Here is a 24761-nt window from a genome sequence, read left to right as displayed (position 1 = left end):
AAGAATGAAGAAAACGAAGCTTTTAATATTACTATTTACCGTGTTGCTATCGGCTTGCAGTGGTGCAAAGGAAATTCACACGGAACAATCCTTAGTCGATTTTGTAAATCCCTTAATGGGAACCGATTCTGATTATACCCTGTCAAATGGGAATACATATCCTGCAATAGCTATGCCTTGGGGAATGAACTTTTGGACTCCACAGACTGGCGAGATGGGAAATGGATGGTGCTATGCTTATGATGCAAAAAAAATCAGAGGAATAAAGCAAACACATCAACCGAGTCCGTGGATTAATGATTATGCAGCATTTTCGTTGATGGCTGTTACCGGCGATTTAAAATTTAAGGAGGACGAAAGAGCATCCTGGTTTTCGCACAAAGCGGAAGTTGCCAATCCAAACTATTATAAAGTTTATCTGGCAGATTATGATGTAAGGGTAGAATTAACTCCAACCGAGCGGGCAGCAATGTTTCGCTTTACATTTCCAAAGAGTGAAAAATCTTATATTCTTCTGGATGGGTTTTTTAAAGGTTCCGAAGTGAAGATTCTTCCGGAGGAAAGAAAGATTATTGGATACTGCCGGAATAACAGTGGTGGTGTTCCTGCAAATTTTCACAACTATTTTGTTGCAGAATTCGATAAAGATTTTGAAGTAATAAATACCTGGAAAGGTGATAAGTTAAGTAAGGGTTCAACTTTTGCAAGTGGCGATCATGTAGGTGCAGTTGTTGGCTTCAAAACCAAGAAGGGAGAAGTGGTTCATGTAAAAGTTGCTTCTTCGTTTGTAAGTCCGGAGCAGGCGCAGTTGAATCTGGATCGCGAAATAGGAACAAAAAGTTTCGATGAGGTTTTAGCCAAGGCGAAGCAAGCTTGGGAGAACGAGCTTTCCAGAATTAAAGTAGAAGGCGGAACCGACGATCAGTTGAAGACTTTTTATTCCTGCTTATATCGTGTGTTGTTATTCCCACGAAAGTTTTATGAAATAAATGATAAAAATGAAGTAATTCATTACAGTCCTTATAATGGTAAAGTATTGCCCGGCTACATGTTTACAGATAATGGCTTTTGGGATACGTTCCGGGCAGTCTTTCCATTCTTTACCTTGATGTATCCCGATTTGGATACTCAAATTATGGAAGGATTGGCAAATACTTATAAGGAAAGTGGTTGGTTGCCCGAATGGGCAAGTCCGGGACATAGAGGCTGTATGATAGGTTCTAATTCCACATCCATTATTGCAGATGCTTATCTAAAAGGAATCCGTGGCTTTGATATAGAAACGCTGTACGAAGCAATTTTAAAGAATACCAAAGGATATAAATCAGATATCACCTCGGTGGGTCGCTATGGTGCAGATTACTATAACGAACTGGGATATGTTCCTTACAACGTAGGGATTAATGAAAATGTGGCAAGAACTTTAGAGTATTCCTACGCAGACTTTTGTATCTGGAAATTGGCTCAGAAGTTAGATCGTCCGCAAGCAGAAATAGATTTGTTTGCCAAACGGGCGCAAAATTACAGGAATGTATTCGATAAAGAATCTGGCTTAATGCGCGGTAAAAATAAAAACGGAACTTTTCAATCTCCCTTTAATCCTTTAAAATGGGGAGATGCTTTTACCGAAGGAAATAGTTTGCATTACACCTGGTCGGTATTTCAGGATGTGAATGGTTTGATTCATCTGATGGGAGGGAAGGAGAAATTTATTTCCACTCTGGATACCGTATTTGAAATGCCACCTAAATTCGACGATTCGTATTATGGCACAACCATTCATGAGATTCGTGAAATGCAAATTGCCAACATGGGAAATTATGCTCACGGAAATCAGCCTATACAGCATATGATATACCTGTACAACTTTGCCGGAGAACCTTGGAAAGCACAAAGCAGGGTTCGTGAGGTAATGGATAAGTTATACAATCCTCAAGCCGATGGATATTGTGGCGACGAAGATAATGGTCAGACCTCCGCTTGGTATGTTTTTAGTTCTATGGGATTTTATCCCGTTTGTCCGGGATCTGGCGAGTATGTTTTCGGATCCCCCTTGTTCGATAAAGTAACATTGAGCCTGGAGAACGGAAATACTTTCACCATCACCAGCAAGAATAACAATCCTAAAAATGTTTTTGTTGAGGATTTAAAATGGAATGGCAAAGAGTATGATGCGAACTTTATCAGGCACTCTGATATTTTAAAAGGTGGCAGTCTTGAGTTCGATATGTCTGCTCAACCCAATAAACACAGAGGAGTTAAGCAAGAAAGTATGCCATATTCTATGAGCAAATAAAGCGATGAGGAGAGCTAAAACAATCCTAAGGTGCTTGAAGGTGTTAAAATAATTGAAGTAAAAGCTCACAATATTATTTGTGGGCTTTCTTTAGCAAAAATTTATAGTAATGAAATTCAAAGATGTATTTATTCTATTTGTTATCCTTGTTCTTTTTTTTGGAGCGGCTTGTACATCGGGTAAAGAACTAGTATTGCAATCTCCGGATGGTAATAAAGAGGTGAGAATCATCCTTAATGAGAAGGGGCAATTGTTTTATCAGTTAAAAGGATATCAACAGCAAATTATCTTAGCATCTCAATTGGGATTGACAGGAAATATCAATTTCGGGAAAGCTTTGAGTTTGGAAAATGTGGAAAGAAAGCAATTTTCGGAAGTATGGAAACCGGTATGGGGACCCAATAATTCTATTGGGAATCGTTATAACGAACTTAGTTTAACTATTCAAAATCAAAAGAAATACTTGCTTAAATTGCATGTTCGCCTATTCAACGATGGCTTAGGATTTCGATATGAGATACCCCGGCAAAGTGGTCTGGATAGTATTATTATCCGTAAAGAGTTGACTGAGTTTAATATCGCACAAAATGGTACTGCCTGGTCTATACCCGCGAATTTCGACAGCTATGAGATGTTGTATCGCACTACCGGAATTAGTGAGGTTGCAGATGCAAATACTCCCGTCACCTTTAAAACCGATAAGGGGATTTATTTGAGTATTCATGAAGCAAATCTTACCGATTACGCTGGCATGACCCTAAAAAATATCGGAGGAACCAATTTTGAAGTCAATTTGGTTCCCTGGCCCGATGGCGTTAAAGTAAGACTAAAAGATTCGCTTCTATCTCCTTGGAGAACCATCACGATAAGTAAAAATGCAGCCGGATTGGTGGAATCGAACCTGATTCAGAATTTAAATGATCCTTGTGTACTGGATGCTGCCGATTGGATTGAACCAATGAAATATATAGGTATTTGGTGGGGGATGCATCTGGGTATAGAAACCTGGACGATGGGGCCGAAACATGGAGCGACTACCGAAAATATGAAGCGATATATCGATTTTGCCGCCGATCATCACATAAATGCCGTATTAGCCGAAGGTTGGAATACCGGATGGGAAAACTGGGGGAAACCAAAAGCTTTTGATCAGACCACAGCCTATGCCGATTTCGATATACCGGAAATCGTCCGGTATGCCAAGGCAAAAGGAGTGGAATTAATTGGACATCACGAAACGGGAGGAGATTATTTATACTATGAAGAGCGCATGGAGAAAGCCTTTCAGCAACTGCACGAGCAAGGGATTAGAGTGGTGAAAACCGGTTATGCCGGACCTATTCCGAATGGTCAACATCATCACGGACAAAAGATGGTGCAGCATTATCGGAAAGTGGTAAAAATGGCAGCAAAGTATCATTTAATGGTAGATGCGCACGAGCCGATTAAGGCCACCGGAATAAGCCGAACTTATCCTAACATGATGACAAGAGAAGGTGCCCGCGGCATGGAATGGAACGGATGGAGTGCCGGTAATCCTCCCGAGCATCATGTGATTTTGCCATTTACCCGTTGTTTGGGTGGTCCTATCGATTACACGCCCGGCACCTTTGATATTTTATACAAAAACAGAGGAAAGTATCGCAAGTGGAATAGCAACGACAAGGGAAATAGTAGGGTAAATACCACACTTGCAAAGCAGTTAGCACTCTGGGTTTGTTTGTATAGTCCCTTGCAAATGGCTTCGGATATGATTTCTAACTATAAAGATCAACCGGCATTTCAATTTTTCAAGGATCTGCCTGCCGATTTCGAGGCATCGAAAGTACTTGCTGCCGAAATAGGAGATTACTTTGCTGTTGCCCGCAGGAAAGGCGACAACTGGTATATTGGTGCAATTACGGATGAAAATGCCAGAGAAATAACATTGGATTTATCCTTTTTAAAAGAAAAGACAAAATACAAAGCAAGCATTTATGCCGATGACGAAAATACTCGCTTAAAGGATAATCCTACAGCTATTAAAATCATGCAAAGAGTGGTAGATTGTCACACAAAATTATCTGTTAAGATGAAAAAGAGTGGAGGGCAGGCTATCGAAATTGAAGAAATAAAAGAATAAACACAAAAGAAGCAATTGGGAGTTATTTCCTGCGAACATTCCATTTTTAAAGACTTATCAAAAAATCCGTTCAGCTATCTTTTTATCTTTTTGATTCATCTGGAATTCAGATGAGCTGACTTTTTGCTTTTTTGCCTCATCGGAGACTCCGATGGATGATTTTTTTGCTTTTTCGACTCATCGGAGACTCCGATGGATGATTTTTTTATTTTTTTGACTTATCGGAGACTCCGATGGATGATTTTTTTGCTTTTTCGACTTATCGGAGACTCCGATGAGTGATTTTTTTGTTTTTTCACCTCATCGGAGATTCCGATGAACTGACTTTTTATTTTTGCACTTCATCTGTCACTACAATTTCCTTGATTAATGAATGAATGGTCGGATTAACCTTAAAATTAATCAGGTTTTAACCGCAAAGACTTTATTTTGGCTTACAGATAAATTGGATAACCGTACGGGGAGATGCTTGGCTAGTTGAAATCCCGTTCGGTATATTTTTTTACCTCAACAATCGAACAAATGCAATCTTTGATGAAACGCTTTACAGGATGCTTGTTTATTTTATTCCTGAGTACAAATTGTTTTGCACAATTTACCGATTACGTAAATCCTTTTATTGGGTCGGCTAATTTCGGAACGACCAATCCCGGAGCACTTGTACCGCGTGGTATGGTTTCCGTATCTCCTTTTAACGTTTCCGGATCTGATCTGAATACTTACGACAAGGATACGCGTTGGTGGTCTGCTCCCTACGCATTCAATAACGTTTACCTTACGGGATTTTCGCATGTAAACCTTAGCGGTGTTGGTTGTCCCGAATTGGGCGTTATTCTGCTCATGCCAACCACAGGGCAAGTTAATGCCGATCCTAAAATTTACGGATCGATCATGGAAAATCAACAAGCCAATCCGGGTTATTACCGTACTGATTTAAAAAAATACGGGATTATTGCCGAGATGAGTGCAAGCAAAAGAACAGGGATTAGCCGTTACACTTTTCCCAAGGGGGAATCTCATATTCTATTAAATATGGGCTTGGGACTAACGAATGAATCGGGAGCAAAGGTGCGTATCGTAAATAATCGGGAAATCGAGGGATCGCGAATGACCGGGAGCTTTTGTTATAACGCGGGATCGGAACGTCCTGTGTATTTCGTTGCCCGATTTAGTAAGGCCGCCGAATCATTCGGTGTTTGGAAGAAAATGCCTGCTATGCAAGCGGAATCAGCATGGAGCGATACCGATGGGCAAATCAAATATTATCAGAACTATACTCCTGAGATGTGTGGCGATGAGGTGGGAGCTTATTTTACTTTCTCTACCGAAGAAAAGGAGCAGATACTGGTTGAAGTAGGTGTTTCCTATGTAAGCATTGCTAATGCCCGATTAAATTTAGATATGGAATCGAATCATTTCGATTTTGAAAAAACAAAACAAGAGGCTACCACCCAATGGAACGATGTATTGAGCAGGGTGAAAGTAGAAGGAGGAACTAAAGATCAGAAAACAATCTTTTATACCGCTTTATATCATACTCAGATTCATCCTAATATTATTAATGATGCAAACGGGCAATATCCGGCAATGGGATCATTTGAAATAAGGGAAAACACAAAGCACGACAGATATTCTGTCTTTTCCTTATGGGATACTTACCGCAATTTTCATCCGCTTATGTCTTTGTTATATCCTGCCGAACAACTGGATATGATGCGTTCGATGATTGATATGTATAAGGAAAGTGGCTGGTTGCCAAAGTGGGAACTAAACAGCAAGGAAACGCATGTGATGGAAGGCGATCCTGCTATTCCGGTTATTGTGGATGCTTACTTGCGTGGATTAACCGACTTTGATGTGGAGGCAGCATATCAGGCTATGTTCAAATCGGCTACTACCGAAGGGAAAAACAATAAGTTAAGACCAGATATTGATTCCTATTTAGAGAAAGGATTTGTCCCTTTAAAAGAGGAATTCGACAATTCGGTTTCTCATGCACTGGAGTATTATATTGCCGATTGGAATTTGGCTCAGTTTGCAAAAGCATTGCACAAAAAGGACGATTACAAGAAATTCCTAAAACAGTCTTTGGCATATAAAGCCTATTTCGACAAGGATTTTGGGATGCTTCGTCCACGACTGGAGGATGGAAGTTTTTTAAATGATTTTAATCCCCGACAGGGAGAGAATTTCGAAGCCTGCCCGGGTTTTCACGAGGGAACGGCTTGGCAATATACTTTTTGCGTTCCGCATGATATAAAAGGTTTAAGCAAACTAATGGGAGGCAAGCAAAAATTCGTGCATAAACTGCAGAAAGTTTTCGACGATAATTTGTTCGATATGGCGAACGAACCGGATATTCACTATCCCTACCTGTTTACTTATTTTAAGGGCGAAGAGTGGAGAACGCAAAAAGAGGTACACCGATTAATAGATACCTATTTCAAAAACGCTCCCGATGGTATTCCCGGTAACGACGATTGCGGCACCTTATCATCATGGATTGTTTATAGCATGATGGGAATGTATCCTGTATGTCCGGGAAATATGAATTATGCGCTTACCAGTCCGGTATTCGATAAAATAAGCATTCAGCTCGATCCCGAATTTTACCCGGGGAAAACATTGGAAATTATCACACACAGAAATTCTCCTGAAGAAATCTATATTAATGAAGTAAAACGCAATGGCAAAACACTAAACAGGCTGTTTTTGAATCATGCAGATATTACCAAAGGAGGAAAAATAGAATTTCAGTTAAAGGCGCATCATAAGTAAAGCAGTGAGGGATCAACAGATGCTCAAATCTAACAACTAATATAAGCTATCTAACAACTAATATAAGCTATCTAACATCTATTAAATGAATTTATCAGTTCTCGACACATCTATTATTATAGGATATATCTTTCTAACCATTTTTATTGGTTACTTTTTATCTAATAAAGCATCTAAAAATTTATCCAATTATTTTTTAGGAGGGAATAAAATACCCTGGTATATGTTGGGCGTTTCCAATGCTTCGGGAATGTTCGATATTACCGGAACCATGTGGACGGTTACCATTCTGTTTGTTTATGGATTAAAGTCGGTGTGGATTCCCTGGCTTTGGCCGGTATGGAATCAAATTTTCCTGATGATGTTTTTGGCAGTTTGGTTGCGTCGTTCCAATGTAATGACAGGTGCCGAATGGTTGAAAACCCGCTTTGGCGATGATAAAGGATCTCAGCTTTCGCATTTAATTGTAGTGCTCTTTGCAATTGTGAGTGTTATAGGCTTCATCACCTATGGTTTTGTTGGAGTAGGAAAGTTTGCAGAGACCTTCTTTCCCTGGGATTTACATACTAATAGGTTAGGACTAAATATAAGTTCGGCAAATATGTATGCGATCATCATTATGGGACTGACTACCATATATGTGGTGAAAGGAGGAATGTATAGTGTGGTTTTTACCGAAGTACTTCAGTTTATCATCATGACTATTGCTTGTATAATGGTAGGAATTATAGCCATTTCCTTAGTATCTCCCGAACAAATTGCAGCTGCCGTGCCAGCAGGCTGGAAAGATGTGTTTTTCGGTTGGCATTTGAATCTGAATTGGGATCAATTGATTCCTGCTGTCAACAATAAGATTGAAACAGATGGCTATTCTCTATTCTCCGCATTAATGATGATGATGCTATTTAAAGGGGTATTGGTAAGTATTGCGGGTCCGGTACCAAGCTATGATATGCAGCGGATTCTATCAACCGAAACCCCTAAAGATGCTGCGAAAATGAGTGGTATTGTATCTTTGGTTCTATTCATTCCCCGCTATTTGATGATTGCAGGATTAACGGTGTTAGCATTGGTTTATTTGGCTCCGGAGTTTAATAAAATGGGAGCAAATATCGATTTTGAGATGGTCTTGCCCTACGCTTTAAACAATTTTATTCCGGATGGAGCAAAGGGCTTGTTGTTGGCAGGATTGGTGGCAGCTTTCATGTCCACTTTTGCAGCTAATGTAAATGCCGGACCTGCTTATATTGTAAATGATATTTATAAGAAGTTCATCAATCCGAATGCCTCGCAGAAGAAATATATTCACATGTCCTATTTGGCATCTTTTGCAGTGGTTATCGTAGGTATTTTCTTTGGGTTTTTTGCCGAAAGCATCGATACGGTGATGAAATGGTTGGTGGGTGCTTTATTTGGAGGATATACTGCGGCAAATCTTTTAAAATGGATTTGGTGGAGATTTAATGGATATGGTTATTTCTCAGGAATGGTAGCGGGCTTGCTTGCTTCTTTGATTGCTCCCCTTGTATTTCCCGAAGTTTCCCCAATTTATGCATTTCCGTTTATTTTCATTTTTTCATTGGCGGCATCTGTCATTGGAACTTTGGTAACAAAACCAGAACCAGACGAAGTGTTAATCAAATTTTACGATAGTGTTCGTCCCTGGGGATTCTGGAAACCGGTTTATCTGAAATTAAAAGCACAAAAACCAGAGGCAAAACCAAACAACGACTTCTTACGGGATATGATGAACTGTACCATAGGTGCTGGTTGGCAAATGATGTTGGTTCTCATTCCAATATATTTTGTGATTGGCGAATTTTTATCTTTAACCTGGGTAGTGGGTTTATTCGCAATATCAAGTATCGTACTGTACTTTACCTGGTACAAAAAGCTGGAGGATTATCCTGCCGATTATAAGTGCGAAGTAAAAAAAGAAGTAGAGGTGAAAGAACCTGAATTGGTAGAATAAGTTTTCTCCTGATTCAGGTGTCCCGGAATTCCGAGTCAAAGTTGGACTTTTGCAATAAAAAAGAAATTAAAGGTAACTCGATTTAATGTAGAGATACCATATTAAACAGAAAACAAAAAAGAGATGACCAGTAAAGCAAATATACCTTGGGAAGACCGACCTGATGGTTGTACGGATGTGATGTGGAGATATTCTAAGAATCCTGTAATTGGAAGGTACGATATACCTACTTCCAACAGTATTTTTAATAGTGCGGTAGTTCCTTTCGGAGATGGTTTTGCAGGAGTATTCCGTTGCGATAATAAATCGGTACAAATGAATATTTTTGCTGGTTTTAGTAAAGACGGTATCCATTGGAAAATCAATCATGAACCTATCGAAATGGTCGAAGGTAATACCGAAATGATTGATTCTGATTACAAATACGATCCGCGTGTATGTTTCATCGAAGATCGATACTGGCTTACTTGGTGTAATGGTTATCACGGACCAACAATAGGAATTGCCTATACTTTCGATTTTAAAACTTTTTATCAATGCGAAAATGCTTTTCTTCCATTCAATCGCAACGGAGTGCTATTTTCCGAAAAGATTAACGGGAAGTATGCCATGTTAAGTCGTCCGAGTGATAATGGGCACACCCCTTTCGGTGATATTTACATCTCTTACAGTCCTGATATGAAATACTGGGGCGAACATCGTTGTGTGATGAAAGTGGCGGATTTCACTAAGAGCGCATGGCAGTGTACTAAAATCGGAGCCGGATCGGTTCCGATTCGTACCAAGGAAGGATGGTTGTTGTTCTATCATGGTGTAATTAATACCTGCAACGGATTTCGTTATTCCATGGGAGCTGCGCTTCTCGATCTTAAAAATCCCAATCAAGTATTGTATCGCTCACAGCCTTATTTATTGGCTCCTGCAGCATCTTATGAACTTACCGGAGATGTTCCGAATGTAGTTTTTCCTTGTGCAGCCTTAAAAGAAGGTAATAAGTTGGCGGTATATTATGGTGCTGCTGATACGGTGGTCGGTATGAGCTTTGCTTATGTCGATGAGATTATTGATTTTCTGAAGAAGAATTCATTATAGTTAGGTTAGATTAGTGCAGAATCGGCTAGCATCCTAAGGTGCTAGTCGATTTTTTATTTTGGTGTTTTCCTTTAAAGACTAAGCCAATTAATAAAGGCTGAGGTCTTTAAATTTAAGCTTATTCTTTTTGTTTAAGCTTCATATTCCATCTCGTATTTTTCCATTGCTGTTGTTCTTCCTTTGTAAGAAATGTCCATGCAACGATCCGGCTTTTTTTGTTTCCCTGTCCCATTGGTATGGTTTCCACCTTCACTGCATCAGCTTTTTTAAGGGCTTGGTATATACTTTTCAGGTTCGATTCTTTCGATATCAAACTTGAAAACCAAAAGCATGATTTTGCAAATTTCTTACTCTGATGAATCATGTTACGTACAAATCTTTCTTCACCACCATCGCACCATAGCTCATTACTTTTACCAGCAAAATTTAGATTTGGTTTAGTCACCTTTTCAGTACCTAAATTTCTTGTTTTGCGGATGTTCCCTTCTAATGCATCTTTCGCTGAGGCATGAAAAGGAGGATTACAAATCGATAAATCAACTAATCCATCTTTTGGAATTACACCGTAAAAATAGTCCTTCGGATTTTCTTGTAACACGCACTGAACATTTCCTTTTAATGTTGGATTTGAGTTGACAATGTTTTCTGCTGATTTTAATGCAATGGGATCGATATCAGAACCAATAAAGGCCCAGCCGTATTCATTGTTTCCTATAATTGGATAAATGCAGTTAGCACCAACGCCAATGTCTAAACAGGTTATTTTAGCTCCCATTGGTATTTTCCCATAGTTGTTTTGGCGTAACAAATCGGCAATGTGATGAATGTAATCAGCTCTCCCAGGAATAGGAGGGCAAAGGTAGTTTTCAGGAATATCCCATGTGCTAAGCCCATAAAAATGTATTAAGATAGCTTTGTTTAGCATTTTAATGGCATCCGGATTTGCGAAATCAATCGATTCATCCTCATATTTATTTAATATCACAAAAGGTTCTAATTCGGGACAGGTTGCAACCAATTGTTTAAAATCGTATCGCATACGGTTTTTGTTTCTCTCGTGTAATCTCGACTTTTCTTTTGGGTGTTTTCTTTTTTTATCTAGCATGGATATAATTCTCTTGTTTGAATCGACCAAATTAGAACATTAATGGCAGAAAGCCGCATAAAACTTGCATACCAATTCACTTACTAAAAAGGCCATTCGCTTCCTGCGAATGGCCTTCAATATTCTAATTGAGCAGATATTTACTTGCTCTTTACTTTTTCTTTGTATGCATCTTTGTGAACAGCATTAACAGCTCTTCCCGAAGGATCAGCATTGTTACGGAACGATTCATCCCATGCCAGTGCTTCCGGAGTGCTACAGGCAATGGACGGAACAGAAGGCACACATGCCGCTGCAGTTTCCGATGGAAAATGCTCTGAAAATATTACGCGATAGTAATATTCTTCTTTTGACATAGGAGGATTTACAGGGAATCGATAAGCCGCATTTGTTAATTGCTCATTGCTAATTTCCTTATCTGCAATTTCTTTCAGTGTATCTATCCAGCTGTAACCAACTCCATCCGAGAACTGTTCTTTTTGTCTCCATGCAACACTTGCTGGCAAGTAATCCTCAAATGCTTTGCGTAAAATCCATTTCTCCATTTTTCCGTCCTTGGCCATCTTATCCTCAGGGTTGATACGCATGGCAATATCCAGAAATTCTTTATCCAGAAATGGAACCCTACTTTCTACTCCCCACGAAGCCATTGACTTATTGGAACGCAGGCAATCGTATAAATGAAGTTTACCAAGCTTACGAATTGTTTCGGTATGAAATTCTTTGGCATTCGGAGCTTTGTGGAAATACAGGTATCCACCAAACATTTCATCAGCACCTTCACCCGAAAGCACCATTTTTATTCCCATTGATTTAATGACACGAGACATTAAATACATAGGCGTAGAAGCTCGAACGGTGGTTACGTCGTAAGTTTCTAAATGGTAAATTACATCGCGGATAGCATCTAATCCTTGCTGAACGGTAAAAGTAATTTCGTGATGAACCGTGCCTATATGATCAGCAACCTTACGTGAGGCTGCCAGGTCAGGAGAACCATCTAATCCAATTGCGAAGGAGTGCAATTGTGGATACCACGCTTCTTGTTTATCTGCCGATTCAATTCGTTTCGCTGCGAATTTTTTTGCGATAGCTGAAATTACGGAAGAATCCAGGCCTCCCGAAAGTAGAACACCATAGGGCACATCAGACATCAACTGACGGTGTACGGCGTCTTCCAGTCCTTTTCGAAGAACAGCTATATCAGTTTGATTGCTCTTTATATTTTCGTAATCCATCCAGTCGCGCTGATACCATTCTTTTACAGCGCCATCTTTGCTATACAAAAATTTTCCGGGAAGGAATTCCTCAATCTTATTACAATATCCTTCTAAAGCTTTTAATTCTGAAGCTACATAGTAATTACCATACTGATCCCATCCCTGATATAAAGGGATAATACCCATATGATCACGACCAATTAAATAACAATCATTTTTTTTGTCGTAAAGGGCAAAAGCAAAAATACCATTTAAATCATCGATAAAATCAATTCCTTTTTTGTCATAAAGAGCCAGAATTACTTCGCAATCCGATTTAGTAAGAAACTCATAGGAACCATTCATCTGATTTCGAATGTCCATATGATTATAGATTTCACCATTAACAGCCAAGACCAAATTACCATCTTTGCTGTAAAGGGGTTGTCCTCCCGACTGAGGATCTACAATCGATAGCCTCTCATGGGCTAAAATTGCCTTTTCATCACAAAATACTCCAGACCAGTCTGGCCCTCGGTGACGAATTTTCTTAGACATTTCGAGAATTTGAGGGCGTAGCTGTTGAGCATCGACCTTCAAATCAAAAACTCCTACAAATCCACACATAAAAATTTTGTTTAATAGTTACACTTCTCACAGTTTCCTGATCTCCTCAGGAACACTGCATTAATTTTGGTTTTCGAGTTTGAAAAATACGATTTTCATTTTAGTTTCCATCATGTAAACAGACTGTTATCGTTTGCGGAAGTCGAAAAAATATTATTTGATAGATTTTAAGAGAGAAAAGAAGGATATTGTTTCCATTCCAACTATTGTGATGTTTTGGTTTGGGCATAAAAAAAGACACTCGAAAGTGTCTTTATAATTAATTCTTCTCCTTGTTGAGTTTATTCTCGAGAAAGGTTTTTAATGTTTCAATATCCAATCGTTTTGCAATAATTTTTTTATCCTTATCCAGAAGATAAATAGTTGGTGTACTAAAAACATCATAGTATATCCTGAAATTAGTTTGATAGTGAGGATCATAACAATTCATAAATCCGAACAAGTCATGGTCGGCAATGAAGTTTTTCCATTTTTCTTTTTCATTTTGCGTGCAAACGGCAAATATTTTTACGCCCTTATCTTTAAACTTATCGTAAATTTCTGTTTTTAATTTGGGGGTTGATTTCTTGCAATGTCCACAATCAGGTTCCCAGAAATATAAAATGGTATAAGGAGCATCTACTTCACTTAGGCGGATATATTCTCCTTCGGGTGTTTCCATAGTTAAATCCTGGCCTTTCTCACCAATAAGATTAAACTGAAGTTTAATTACCTGCTCGCGTATATTGGACAGAAGAGTTGAATCTGCCCAGCTTGCTTGGCCGCTTAAATAGTATTTCTTCGCTAGTTTTACGAAAGCAGCATCCATTCCCATAATTTTGCTTTTTACAGCGTAGTTCAAAGAATATTGAGTGAGATATTGAAAGAAATCATGATTTGCTCTCGCTGCTTCAATCAATTTATTGGATTCTTTAACAATAGTATCAGGACTTTGTACTAATATTTTTCCGTAGAAAAAATCTAATTTGTTTTTTAAAATAGGAGTTCTTAGAAATCTGTCATCCGAAAAATCCACATAATCGAAGAAGTGATCCTTATTGTATAAATAGGATTTTTTTTGAATTAATTTATCCCTATCAACAATTGAATCTGGTATATTCTTAGAAAAATCAGGAACTTGAGGAGTAAGAGTTAATTGGGCAAACTTAGATAGAAAACTATGCGTATTGAATTTAGATTTTAGTGAGGCGATATAGTTTCTAACCTCTAAATCGGCATTTTTGTAGGCCTCTCTATATTTTTTCTTCTCCTCTGGATTATTTGCATTTGCTTTGAACGATTCCTGTAGCTTTTTAGATTTTGTATTTTGAGATTTCATAAATTGCTGGAAATCATGAAAAGCCTTACTTTCTTCTGATCCGGTTATTTTAATACTCCCAATAAAATCTGCTGGGTCTGCTTTGATTTCGAATTGCTGATCTTCTCCAATTAATAAATCGAAATACTTTTGACCTTGTAAATAAATAACATAAATACCTTGATCCAGAACCTTATCCTTGCTGAATAAGCCTTTTCCATTCACCAATTGAGAGGTGTCATCCGCAAATATACGACCGTCAAAATAGTGTGCCAGATATGCGGTACTATCCGAAGTGTTAGAAAATTGAATTGCAATTCGATATTTTTGAGCCGAAATTGAATTAAAAATTGTAAAGCTGATTAGGAGCGCAATAAAAGATGTAAATATTTTTTTCATGTTATTTTGTAATAGATAAGCATAATGTAGGGCGAAAATTACAAAACTTTTTTTAAATTGAGTTTTATTTTAATGAATTTACCCTTATGGAGTGCTTATTTATAATGGAGAATAAATCCCAGTTTATTAACTGGGACTATTCTGATAATAGCAAGATTTTAATAAATGAGAAGTTTTCCAACTTCTGATAAAGCTTAATCAATTAATTGTTTTTCAATTTTCCGAATTAATAGGTTCGCATTAATTGGTTTGGATATATAATCGTTACAACCACAACGAATACATTTTTGATGTTCTTCTTCCATGGCATATGCGGTTTGTGCAATAATAGCCAGCTTCGGATATTGCTTCCTGATTTCAGAAATGGCTGTATATCCATTCATAACAGGCATATTGATATCCATTAATATTAAATCTGGTTTTTGCATCTGAACCATATTTAATAATTCCTTACCATTTTTTGCACGGCGAAGTCTTGCTTTTGATTCCATTAATAGTTCTTCGATGAGTAGATAGGAACTTGAATCATCTTCGGCTACATAAATTAAATATTTAGATAAATCTAATTTTGTTTGTACGAACCCATTTTCTTTTTCAGAATCAGGAGCCACTTGGTGTTTCGATATTGGAATACTAAAATAAAAAGTCGTTCCATGCTCAATTGAAGATTCAAGCCAAATATCTCCGCCTAGAATACGCACTAATCCTTTGGTAATACTTAGTCCAAGTCCTGTTCCTTCTTGAAGATTTTCGCCTTCTATTTGCCTGAATCGTTCGAAAATAACAGCAAACATCTCTTTGGGAATACCTACCCCGGTATCTTTCACATAAAAATTAGCGAAATCTTTTCTCTGGTCAAATTGATAACCTATTTCCACATATCCTTCTTTAGTGTATTTGTAGGCATTAGACACCAGATTGTATATTATTTGTCTAAATCTAGTTTTGTCACATTCAATAAATAAATCCTGACTATTATCTGGTAATTTTATATGTAAGGGAATGTCATGTTTTCCTTGCAATATTTTAAGCATACTTTGCGAATCCTGAATATCAATTAATAATTGATTGACATTGCAAAGTGTACTTTTTATTTTTAATTGATTGGATTCAATTTTAGAGATGTCGATGATATCATCAATGATACGCAACAAGTGTACTCCGCTGGTCTGAACCAATTTTAAATATTTTTGCTTTTTTGCGTTTTCAAGTCCATCGATAGTTAATAAGTCTGAGAAGCCAATAATTGCATTCATTGGAGTCCTGATTTCATGACTCATGTTAGCCAAAAAAGCTGATTTAAGTCTATCACTCTCTATTGCTTTGGCCTTGGCTTGTTCTAGTTCTATATTTGTTTTTAAAATATTACTATTAATATTCTTGTATTCCAGATTTAGTTTTTCGTATTCCTTATTTGTATCCTGAAGTTTCTCATTTAAATTGAGATATTCTTCATTCTTTTTCTTTAGTGCAAGATCGGTTTCCTTGAGTTCTGTGATATCAGTAGCAATTTCAAATCTTACCATGCGACCGTCAATCCATTCCATGGCAATATCCGAAATGTAGTACCATTTATTGTTTTTAGTATTTTGAAATTCCCAGGTATGAAGTCCTGTAGGAATACCATTATTTGCAATTAAATTATTATTGCAAAAGGAGCATGGTGATTTTTGCCCTTCTTGTAATACCTGATAACATTTTTTATTGGTAAAATCACCAAAGCGTTCTATCATTTTTTGATTCATGAATAATAGGTCATGGGTTTTTATATCTGCCACATATACTAAAGCATTCATATTATTCATTACTCTCTCAAAAATATTCTTACTCTTACTCAGGGCTTCTTCACTTTTTTTTCGGTTTGTTATATCAATTGTTGAAACGTATGCAATAAATTTCCCACTTTCCGGATGCTGAGCATAATGAAGTTTAATAATAATATCTATTATTTCACCATTTAATTTTGAGACTCTGGCTTCTTTTTCAAAAGACTTAAATCCATCCAGTAGATGTAATATTTCCTCTTTAAACACTTGAAAGGATTCCGGAACAAATGTTTTACTAAAATTTTCTAATAACTCCTTTTTGTTTTGAGCTTCATAAAGATCGAGTGTAGCTTGATTCACATCTATTATTACTATGGAATTAGCCAATTCTTGAACTATTTCAGGATTATTATCAAAATAGGCTTTAAAATCTTTTACCCCTTGTTTTTTTAATTTATTAAGATGTTTCATGAGATGAGTAAAATCCTCTTCCCATATTGGTTCTGGCGAATCATCAAACAGGGATCTGTACTTAAGATGTGCTTCACTAAGCTGATTGTTGAGCAAGGATAATTTTAATTCTTGCTTAGCAAGATCATTCTTTTGGGATTTTAATTCCTCTTGTAAAGATTCTTCTTTTGAAATATTTATGGTGTGGATAATAATTTGCTTTACATTTTTATGAGAATCAAAAATGGGGAAACTATTAATTAATAAGCAGGTTGGTATGCCATTGATGAGAACCTGAGATATTTTTTTTTGAATTTGTTTTTTCTCCCTAATTGTTTTGGATAGGATGCATTTTTTGAGAGGTGAATTTCTACAAGATTTACCGCAGTTAAATATGATACTACAATTAAAATTTCCTTTTTGGTAATTAGGAGAATTAGATTGCATAATCTGAAGATTATCCGCATCCACTACATAATAGATGTGTGGTAAGCTTTCTATTATTTTTTTATCTAAACTGTTTTGCATACCTAAAGATTCGTTTAATAAATATCGCTCATTGTGATTTACATATACTGAATTTTGTGTCAGGATCGTATTGGTGATTTTTTGAAAAGATTCAAAAAATTAACCGGAGCTTTTGAGGGTAATGATTTAATCTATCGTTTTTTTTATTAAAATGATATGGTGGATTTCTCCTTTGTAAATATTTTTTGTGATAGATCCCAATCCGGTATTTTGAAAGTTTGCCTGTAATATTCATACAGACCTTGATTTAATCCTTTAGAATAAATATAATTTTGTGTGTAATTATTGCTTTTTAACTGTTATGGGGTCGATATTAAGCCAACGGAATGCTTCGCTTTCGGTATAAAAGACTTTTGCATTCTGAATACGGACTTGTATTTCAAAGAGCATTGCCATAGATGTATCATAAGATTCACTAACAATAATGGCGCATTTGTTTAGAATAGGACTGTATTTTTCGTATTCATTAATATAATCATCCAGATCTTTAATATTGAGAAGAACTTTGGCTTGAGAAAAATCTGAAATTACATTAAATGTTTCATCAAAGTTGGGATCATTACGAGTGCTTAAAGAGTGTTGAATTAAATCGTTCCATTTAAAATATCCGTAATAATATTCCTTAATTAATTTTAGGTCTGGTAATATTTTGTATCTGAACTTCATTGTTGATGCTTTTCTAATAAATATATGAATATCAGAATGGAGAAACAAAAAATAGAATTCAAAATAGGCTTCAAATAATTTAGTGTATTTATTTTTAAGGAATAGCGTAGGTAGGTCTACAATTAGTATAATAAGGAGAAATAGAAGTGAAATGAGTATCAATTCTCCCATAATATTTCGGATTTTAGTTTGCTGTTTTGGTCATTTATATCTATTAGGATTGCGAATAAGTATATTTAGAATTTAATTATTTGAAGTATCTTTGTTGCTTCATTAAATTATTATCATTTTGAAAAATTTCAAAGAACTTGGTGTAAGTGCAAATCTTGTTAAAGGTTTGAATGATATGAATATTGTTGAACCTACTGCAATTCAATCAGAAGTTATTTCCGTTTTATTAAGTGCAAATACCGATTTGGTTGGCCAAGCCCAAACTGGTACAGGAAAAACTGCGGCTTTCGGTTTGCCTTTATTGCAACGAATTGATTCTAATCAGAAGGTAATTCAAGGATTGATTCTCTGTCCTACAAGGGAATTGGGCTTACAAATAGCAAAACAACTTTTTCGATTTACAAAATATACCGATAAAATTTTTACCGAAGCGGTTTATGGTGGCGCTCCAATTGAGGGACAAATAAATGCTTTAAGAAGACCAACTCATATTATCGTTGCTACTCCAGGAAGATTAATTGATTTAATAAAACGAAAAGCTTTGGATTTGAGCAATGTGAAGACGGTGATTTTGGATGAGGCGGATGAAATGTTGAGTATGGGTTTTAAAGAGGAATTAGACGAAATTCTTACTCAAGTTTCAAGGGTAGAAAATAAATGGTTGTTTTCGGCTACTATGCCTGAAGGAATTAAACGGATTATAAAACATCATATGTCTCCAAATGCCGTTCGGGTAGAAATAAGTGGTAGGAATGTGGTGAATAAAAAAATTAAGCATGAATTCCTTATTTGTGAGGAAAATGAAAAACTTCAGATATTACTTCAATTTTTAAAAGGAGAGTACGATAATCGGGGTATTATTTTTTGTAAGACGAAAGTAGCTGCACAGACGCTTGCCAAACAGTTAATTGCTAAAAATATTCCTGCAGATGCTATTCATGGAGATCTATTACAAAAGGATCGTACTAAAGTTATGCGAGCCTTTAAGAATGAAAAACTTCAATTTTTGGTGGCTACTGATATTGCTGCTCGTGGAATTGACATAGAGGGGCTTGCATTTGTGGTTCATTACCAGCTTCCGGATAAAGAAGAATACTATACTCATCGAAGCGGAAGAACGGCACGTGCCGGTAAAGAAGGCAGATCCTTGGCATTAGTTAACAGTAAAGAGTTGAAAAGCATTCGCTACTTTCAAAAGGCTTTACATATTGGATTTAGCCAAATTAGACCAAGAAGATAAACAAATAAGCTATTCAAAGGAGGTCTTACATTCAAGACCTCTTTTTTTTGCAGAATCGATTAAAAATTAAATTATGGAGATAAGAAAAAATGAAACGCAGTTGGTTTGTATCGCTAAATTTATTGCAAAAGAGGGCGAAGTCGAAGCATTGATTCATGATTTACATGCTTTAATTGCACTAACTCATCAAGAGGGAGGATGTATTCGCTATGAATTGAATCAGTGTATTGATGATCCAAACCGTATTACTTTTATAGAGAAGTGGTATGATGAAACAACTTTCAACACACATTGTGCCATGCCTTATATCACAAAATTTTTTAATGACGGAAAGCCTTTACACGTAAAAGAATTTGAAGTGAACTTGCATAAGCAAATTTTAGCCTAATGTTTAGTTTGTTTACTTAATATTAATCTGTTAGTGTGGATTTGTAGTGGTAATATTTTGGTGTGTGATTTCACTTGCTTAAGCAAAATTCTTTTGTCTTATTACATTTATTCCTCCCATACAATGGTCTTCATATCTTCCCAAAATGGTCCGAACTGAATTTCTGATATTTTGTAGTTGTCTAGCCATAGGTGCAGATTTTCTCCAGGAAAATAAATCAATTCATGTGTGGGAAAAGCTTCGGAATAGGCATTCTCGAATTCGGGCTTACTCAATTGATATAATTCCAACTCTTCCAGAAGCATACTTTTTTGTAAACCAATTCTAATAAATTGAAAGATCTGGAAGTTATTACTATATACAGAGATATAACTTAACTTGTACTGGTCAACAGATTCAAAAGTGAAACTAATGCCACGCTGGTGATAAAAAAGTGTGATACTCCTTTCATTTTCAGAAAGAGCATATTCTCCAATATCATCAGCTTTGCCTAGCTTTTTTTCCACGTTGGATTGTGTCATTCCAAAGTGAATACCAAGTAAACCTTTACCAAGAATAATTTTGTTTTGATCCATATTCTATTTTTCAAAAGGATATTTTAGGCCGATTTGATTCCTTATTTCATCTAGAATTAATAGGTTATTCCTACTTTTTTCTAAAGGTACTACAGAACTTTCTAAAGCTCCTTTTTTTAATAATTCATTTATAGCAATTGTTTCATAATGATAGCCAAATTGAGGACTATCATCTAAAAACTCCAGCTTTTCACTTTTGGATATTAGTATTCCTTTTTTTGCCATCCAGAATTCTGGTATAACGATATTGCCTTTTGTACCATAAATGACAGCTTCATTTTTCAAATTAGAAAGAAAGGAACTAGCAATTTGAGCAATGCCTCCTCCTTCGTATTGAATCTGTATGTTATTGTAATCGTCAATTCCTGTATCGCTAAAATGAGCAAGTGATTGTATTTTTTTTATAGGCTTGTTAAATATTAGTTGAGAAATTGCCACTCCATAAATGCCGATATCTAAAAGTGCTCCACCAGCCAAATTTAGATCTGCCAGTCTCAATTTTGAATCCATATCCCCAATAAAACCAAAACTTACTTGCAATTGTTTGATATCACCAATTTTACCAGATTGAACCCACTTTACACATTGCTGAATCGCAGGGAGATAATAGGTCCACATGGCCTCCATGAAAAAAAGCTTTTTTTCTTTAGCCAGTTGTATTAAAATTTCAAATTCTGAGGAGTTCACTGTTACAGGTTTCTCACACAAAACAGATTTGCCATGATTTAGACACAGCTTTACTTGTTCGAAATGAAAATTATGCGGCGTTGCAATATATACCACATTAATTTCTTCATCCTGAAGCATTGCCTCATAGGAATCATAGCTTTTCGGTATGTCATGCAAATGAGAAAATTCCAAGGCTTTAGCCTTTGATCTGGAAGCAACAGCTAGTAATTTCCCATTTGGAACAGCTTTAAAATCTTCAGCAAATTTACTTGCAATTCGTCCTGCACCCAGAATAGCCCAATTGATAGTCATTGTCTATAGTTTTTTTTAATTAGAACCTATTTGCATTTAGTAGAAGTAAACTGTACTAAATATTTATCAGCTTAAATATAAGATTTTGAGAAGAGACTTATAATCAAAATCATATTTTATTTTCTGAACTTTTACAACCGTTCCATTATTTTTGTAATGGCAATTGTGTCTAATATTATACCAAAATGCTTCCGATTACATTAAAAAGATTAATTTTACCCATTCAAAATCAAAACGTGTAAAAATGGCAGAAGATTTTCGACCTACAGAGTATATTTTAGAGTCTTTGCAAACCGGAAAGAAATTCGAGGACGAAGGATGGACACTTGATGCACCTGCGGAAGATAAACCAGGTTTAGTAAGAGCGATCTATAATAAAGAACAAATTGAAGTTAAGGATAATTCCTTGGGCTTATATAAGTTTGCCGATTGGTTACCTATTCAAAGAATGCTGGAAGGATCTTCCGCTCCAGCCACATATAAGAGTGAAGGGCTTGCCAAATATTTAGGGCTAAATAATTTGTATATCACTTTTAGTGGTTATTGGCCTGAGAAAGATGCAAATTTCAGAACCTGTTCTTTTAAAGAAACGGAAGCCTATTCCGTTTGCGGTAGATTAAATTCTAGCGATCAGGTATTGGTTGTAGCATCGGCAGGAAATACTGCAAGAGCATTTGCAAGAGTTTGTTCTGATAATAACATCCCGTTATTACTTTGCGTTCCAGAGGATAATATTGATGTTCTTTGGTTTGATGAGCCAATTAAGGAAAATGTGTGCTTGGTAGCTACTAAATCAGGAAGCGACTATTTCGATGCTATTCATCTATCGAATCTGGCTTGCCAATTAGAAGGTTTTATCACCGAAGGAGGAGCTAAAAATATTGCTCGTCGTGATGGAATGGCTTGTACTGTTTTATCTGCCGCAACAGAAATAGGCAGGATTCCAGATTATTATTTTCAGGCAGTTGGGTCCGGTACTGGTGCAATTGCTGCTTGGGAAGCGAATATGCGTTTAATTGAAGATGGACGTTTTGGAACCCATAAGATGAAGTTGATGGTTTCTCAGAATACACCTTTCCTTCCTATGTATGATGCATGGAAAGAGGATTCCCGGGAAATGTTGGCTTTAGATGATGATATGGCAAGAGCACAAGTGGAGGAAATAATCGCCAAAGTGCTTTCGAATCGTAAGCCTCCTTATTCTATTAAAGGTGGATTGTTTGATGCCATGAAGGATGCTGGTGGTGATATTCTAAAAGCGACCAATGAGGAAGCAATGGAAGCTTCAAAAATATTTCTGGAAACTGAAGGGAATGATATTCACCCAGCTGCCGCAGTTGCTACGGCAACACTCATAAAATATGTACAGCAGGGAAAAATAGATAAAAATGCTTGTATCATGCTGAATATTACTGGCGGTGGGGAGGAAAGATTTAAGCGTGAAAAAAAGGTTTGCTATCTTAAACCTTCTCATGTGTTTGATATCAATCCCGATCTTAGTGAGGTAAGAGAAGTGATGGGGAAGATATTTAAAGTGGAGATTCCTGAGATATTATAATACGACCTACTTCTTGTAGGACAATTTAGAAAGCAGGGTAAAAGCCTGCTTTTTTTATGCACTTTCTTGTGATATAGTATTTATCTCAATTTATTAGAATGGTTCATTTTCTTACAGAGGCAATGCCTGAATGTTTACTTGATTGATAGAGGTGGAGGAGCTATTCAAAAGCCTTAATTTCCATGTTCTTGGTGTAATTGTATCCTAAATCGAAAATTTCTTGTGCGTTGGCTCCATTTAAAATTTCATACTCCCTTAGTCCTGTTGGCTCAATATATAAGGAACATTTCTCTTTATGTCGGATAATGTTAGAATGAACTCCCAATTGAAAAGTGCGGGAAGCCACTTGTACCAGATTATCAAATTTTTCTATTTTTTGGATTGGACTAACATTCACTGCAATAATAATATCACATTTACCTAGTAGTGGAGAAATGGGGAGGTTATCAAATAATCCACCGTCAACATACATTTTTTTATCTATACTTATAGGAGAAAAAAGAACCGGAATACTTACCGATGCCAATAAATAAGGAATCAATTTACCTTCCTTGATGTATTCCACTCTTCCATCATTCAAATTGGAAACGGCAATATATAAAGGGATTTTTAGATTTTCTATCCTCTTGATTTTAATATGTTTAATGATTTCCTTTTTCAATCCATCCAAACTAAATAATCCATATTTGGGATATTGCAATTTGGAATAAGCCATGATACCTTTATTTTTTAAGGATTTCAAGATTTCCTGATAGCTATTTCCCGAAGCCAGAAAAGCACCAATTAAAGCACCGGCACTCACCCCGGAAATAATATCCGGGCGAATGCCTTTTTCTTCCAGGGCTTTTAATACTCCCAGATGAGCAAATCCTCTTGCTCCACCACCACCTAAAGCAATTCCAATCGTCATATTTGATTTGCTTTGAATTCAGGATTACAAATAATTCCAATTACATTATCCCATGGGTCTTTTACACTGGCAACCCAAACAGTGCCTCCAACATTTTCGGGTTTTTCGTTGGCAATAGCTCCATTTTTTAATAATTGCTCATAACTAAATTGAATATCCTCAACGCCCCAGTAGGCTACCACGCTTTCCGTTTTATGGTGAGGTGGCTTTTCTTCCGGCAGTAAACCTAATTCATAGCCTCCGATATTAAATCCCACGTAAAATACTTCATCAAAATATGGTTCAGTATTAAATGCTTTCGCATACCAAACCTTTGCCTCTGCAAGATCAGGCACTTTATAGATAGTAGTTCGTAATCCTAAGAATGGTTTTTTCATATTAGCTATTTAGATTGTTGATAGATATTTTGTGTACTTGTAGAAAATACAGAATAGATTCGAGCTTTACGATTATTATAGAATCTTTTTTGTAAAAAAAGAGATCGTTATTGATAGAGGCCACTGAAAAAGTAACATACTATCAAGCATCAAACCGAAGAATTACTCTTTGGCTTGATGCTTTTTTAATATCTTAGAGCCTGTTAGAAAAATAATATCATGCTCGTTCAACAACAAACATTAGGCTTAAGCCCATATACAGAT

The 24761-nt window shown here is 36.4% G+C and carries 17 protein-coding genes; 8 read left to right on the top strand and 9 right to left on the bottom strand.

The window, feature by feature from the left end; translation table 11 throughout:
• Nucleotides 1-4 precede the first annotated feature (4 nt).
• From DLK05_RS04495 to DLK05_RS04475, 5 genes are all read left to right on the top strand, one after another.
• On the top strand, nt 5-2296 hold the full coding sequence (locus DLK05_RS04495) for a GH92 family glycosyl hydrolase (protein ID WP_127342804.1): 2292 nt from the start codon (nt 5-7) through the stop codon (nt 2294-2296).
• A gap of 109 nt (nt 2297-2405) precedes the next feature.
• Complete coding sequence (locus tag DLK05_RS04490; protein ID WP_127342802.1) at nt 2406-4418, top strand: glycoside hydrolase family 97 protein; 2013 nt, start codon at nt 2406-2408, stop codon at nt 4416-4418.
• Nucleotides 4419-4952: 534 nt separating this feature from the next.
• A complete protein-coding gene (locus tag DLK05_RS04485; RefSeq protein ID WP_209319712.1) occupies nt 4953-7196 on the top strand; it encodes a GH92 family glycosyl hydrolase in 2244 nt (747 codons plus the stop codon).
• 85 nt (nt 7197-7281) lie between these two features.
• The gene (locus DLK05_RS04480; RefSeq protein WP_127342798.1) at nt 7282-9168 is read left to right on the top strand and encodes a sodium:solute symporter family protein; all 1887 of its coding nucleotides are present in this window, start codon (nt 7282-7284) and stop codon (nt 9166-9168) included.
• A gap of 123 nt (nt 9169-9291) precedes the next feature.
• Entirely contained in the window at nt 9292-10260 is a 969-nt protein-coding gene (locus tag DLK05_RS04475; RefSeq protein WP_127342797.1) for a glycoside hydrolase family 130 protein, read from the top strand.
• Between the two features lie 118 nt (nt 10261-10378).
• Here the strand turns inward: DLK05_RS04475 and rlmF are convergent, their stop codons facing one another.
• From rlmF to DLK05_RS04450, 5 genes are all read right to left on the bottom strand, one after another.
• Nucleotides 10379-11365 (bottom strand): 23S rRNA (adenine(1618)-N(6))-methyltransferase RlmF, encoded by a 987-nt coding sequence (gene rlmF / locus DLK05_RS04470; RefSeq protein ID WP_127342795.1) that lies wholly within the window; start codon nt 11363-11365, stop codon nt 10379-10381.
• Nucleotides 11366-11505: 140 nt separating this feature from the next.
• Entirely contained in the window at nt 11506-13191 is a 1686-nt protein-coding gene (gene asnB, locus DLK05_RS04465) for an asparagine synthase B (RefSeq protein ID WP_127342794.1), read from the bottom strand.
• A 259-nt stretch (nt 13192-13450) separates the two neighbouring features.
• Nucleotides 13451-14887 carry a TlpA family protein disulfide reductase gene (locus tag DLK05_RS04460; protein ID WP_127342792.1) on the bottom strand — a complete coding sequence of 479 codons (1437 nt, stop codon included), beginning with the start codon at nt 14885-14887 and terminating at the stop codon, nt 13451-13453.
• A gap of 194 nt (nt 14888-15081) precedes the next feature.
• Complete coding sequence (locus DLK05_RS04455; RefSeq protein ID WP_127342790.1) at nt 15082-17631, bottom strand: hybrid sensor histidine kinase/response regulator; 2550 nt, start codon at nt 17629-17631, stop codon at nt 15082-15084.
• A gap of 282 nt (nt 17632-17913) precedes the next feature.
• Nucleotides 17914-18297: a hypothetical protein gene (locus DLK05_RS04450; protein WP_127342789.1), complete on the bottom strand. Its 384-nt coding sequence runs from the start codon at nt 18295-18297 to the stop codon at nt 17914-17916.
• A 289-nt stretch (nt 18298-18586) separates the two neighbouring features.
• Between DLK05_RS04450 and DLK05_RS04445 the strand changes: the two genes are divergently transcribed.
• Both DLK05_RS04445 and DLK05_RS04440 read left to right on the top strand, forming a co-directional pair.
• A complete protein-coding gene (locus DLK05_RS04445) occupies nt 18587-19708 on the top strand; it encodes a DEAD/DEAH box helicase (protein ID WP_209319711.1) in 1122 nt (373 codons plus the stop codon).
• A gap of 73 nt (nt 19709-19781) precedes the next feature.
• On the top strand, nt 19782-20096 hold the full coding sequence (locus DLK05_RS04440) for a putative quinol monooxygenase (RefSeq protein ID WP_127342787.1): 315 nt from the start codon (nt 19782-19784) through the stop codon (nt 20094-20096).
• A 107-nt stretch (nt 20097-20203) separates the two neighbouring features.
• Here DLK05_RS04440 and DLK05_RS04435 read toward each other — a convergent pair whose 3' ends face one another.
• The gene (locus tag DLK05_RS04435; protein WP_127342785.1) at nt 20204-20671 is read right to left on the bottom strand and encodes a hypothetical protein; all 468 of its coding nucleotides are present in this window, start codon (nt 20669-20671) and stop codon (nt 20204-20206) included.
• A 3-nt stretch (nt 20672-20674) separates the two neighbouring features.
• A complete protein-coding gene (locus tag DLK05_RS04430) occupies nt 20675-21652 on the bottom strand; it encodes a Gfo/Idh/MocA family protein (RefSeq protein ID WP_127342784.1) in 978 nt (325 codons plus the stop codon).
• A gap of 244 nt (nt 21653-21896) precedes the next feature.
• Here DLK05_RS04430 and DLK05_RS04425 point away from each other — a divergent pair, with 244 nt between their 5' ends.
• Entirely contained in the window at nt 21897-23210 is a 1314-nt protein-coding gene (locus tag DLK05_RS04425; protein ID WP_127342782.1) for a cysteate synthase, read from the top strand.
• A gap of 160 nt (nt 23211-23370) precedes the next feature.
• On the opposite strand, the gene DLK05_RS04420 is transcribed toward DLK05_RS04425, so the two are convergent.
• Nucleotides 23371-24120, bottom strand: a complete 750-nt coding sequence (locus tag DLK05_RS04420) for a patatin-like phospholipase family protein (protein WP_127342780.1) — start codon at nt 24118-24120, stop codon at nt 23371-23373.
• Nucleotides 24117-24497: a VOC family protein gene (locus DLK05_RS04415; RefSeq protein ID WP_127342779.1), complete on the bottom strand. Its 381-nt coding sequence runs from the start codon at nt 24495-24497 to the stop codon at nt 24117-24119. The genes DLK05_RS04420 and DLK05_RS04415 overlap by 4 nt, the downstream gene beginning before the upstream one ends.
• Nucleotides 24498-24761: the final 264 nt, after the last annotated feature.

The organism is Ancylomarina longa (genome assembly GCF_003996985.1).
Lineage (GTDB): Bacteria > Bacteroidota > Bacteroidia > Bacteroidales > Marinifilaceae > Ancylomarina_A > Ancylomarina_A longa.
The sequence above is the reverse complement of the archived record's forward strand: the minus strand, read 5'-3'. Positions and strand labels throughout refer to the sequence as shown.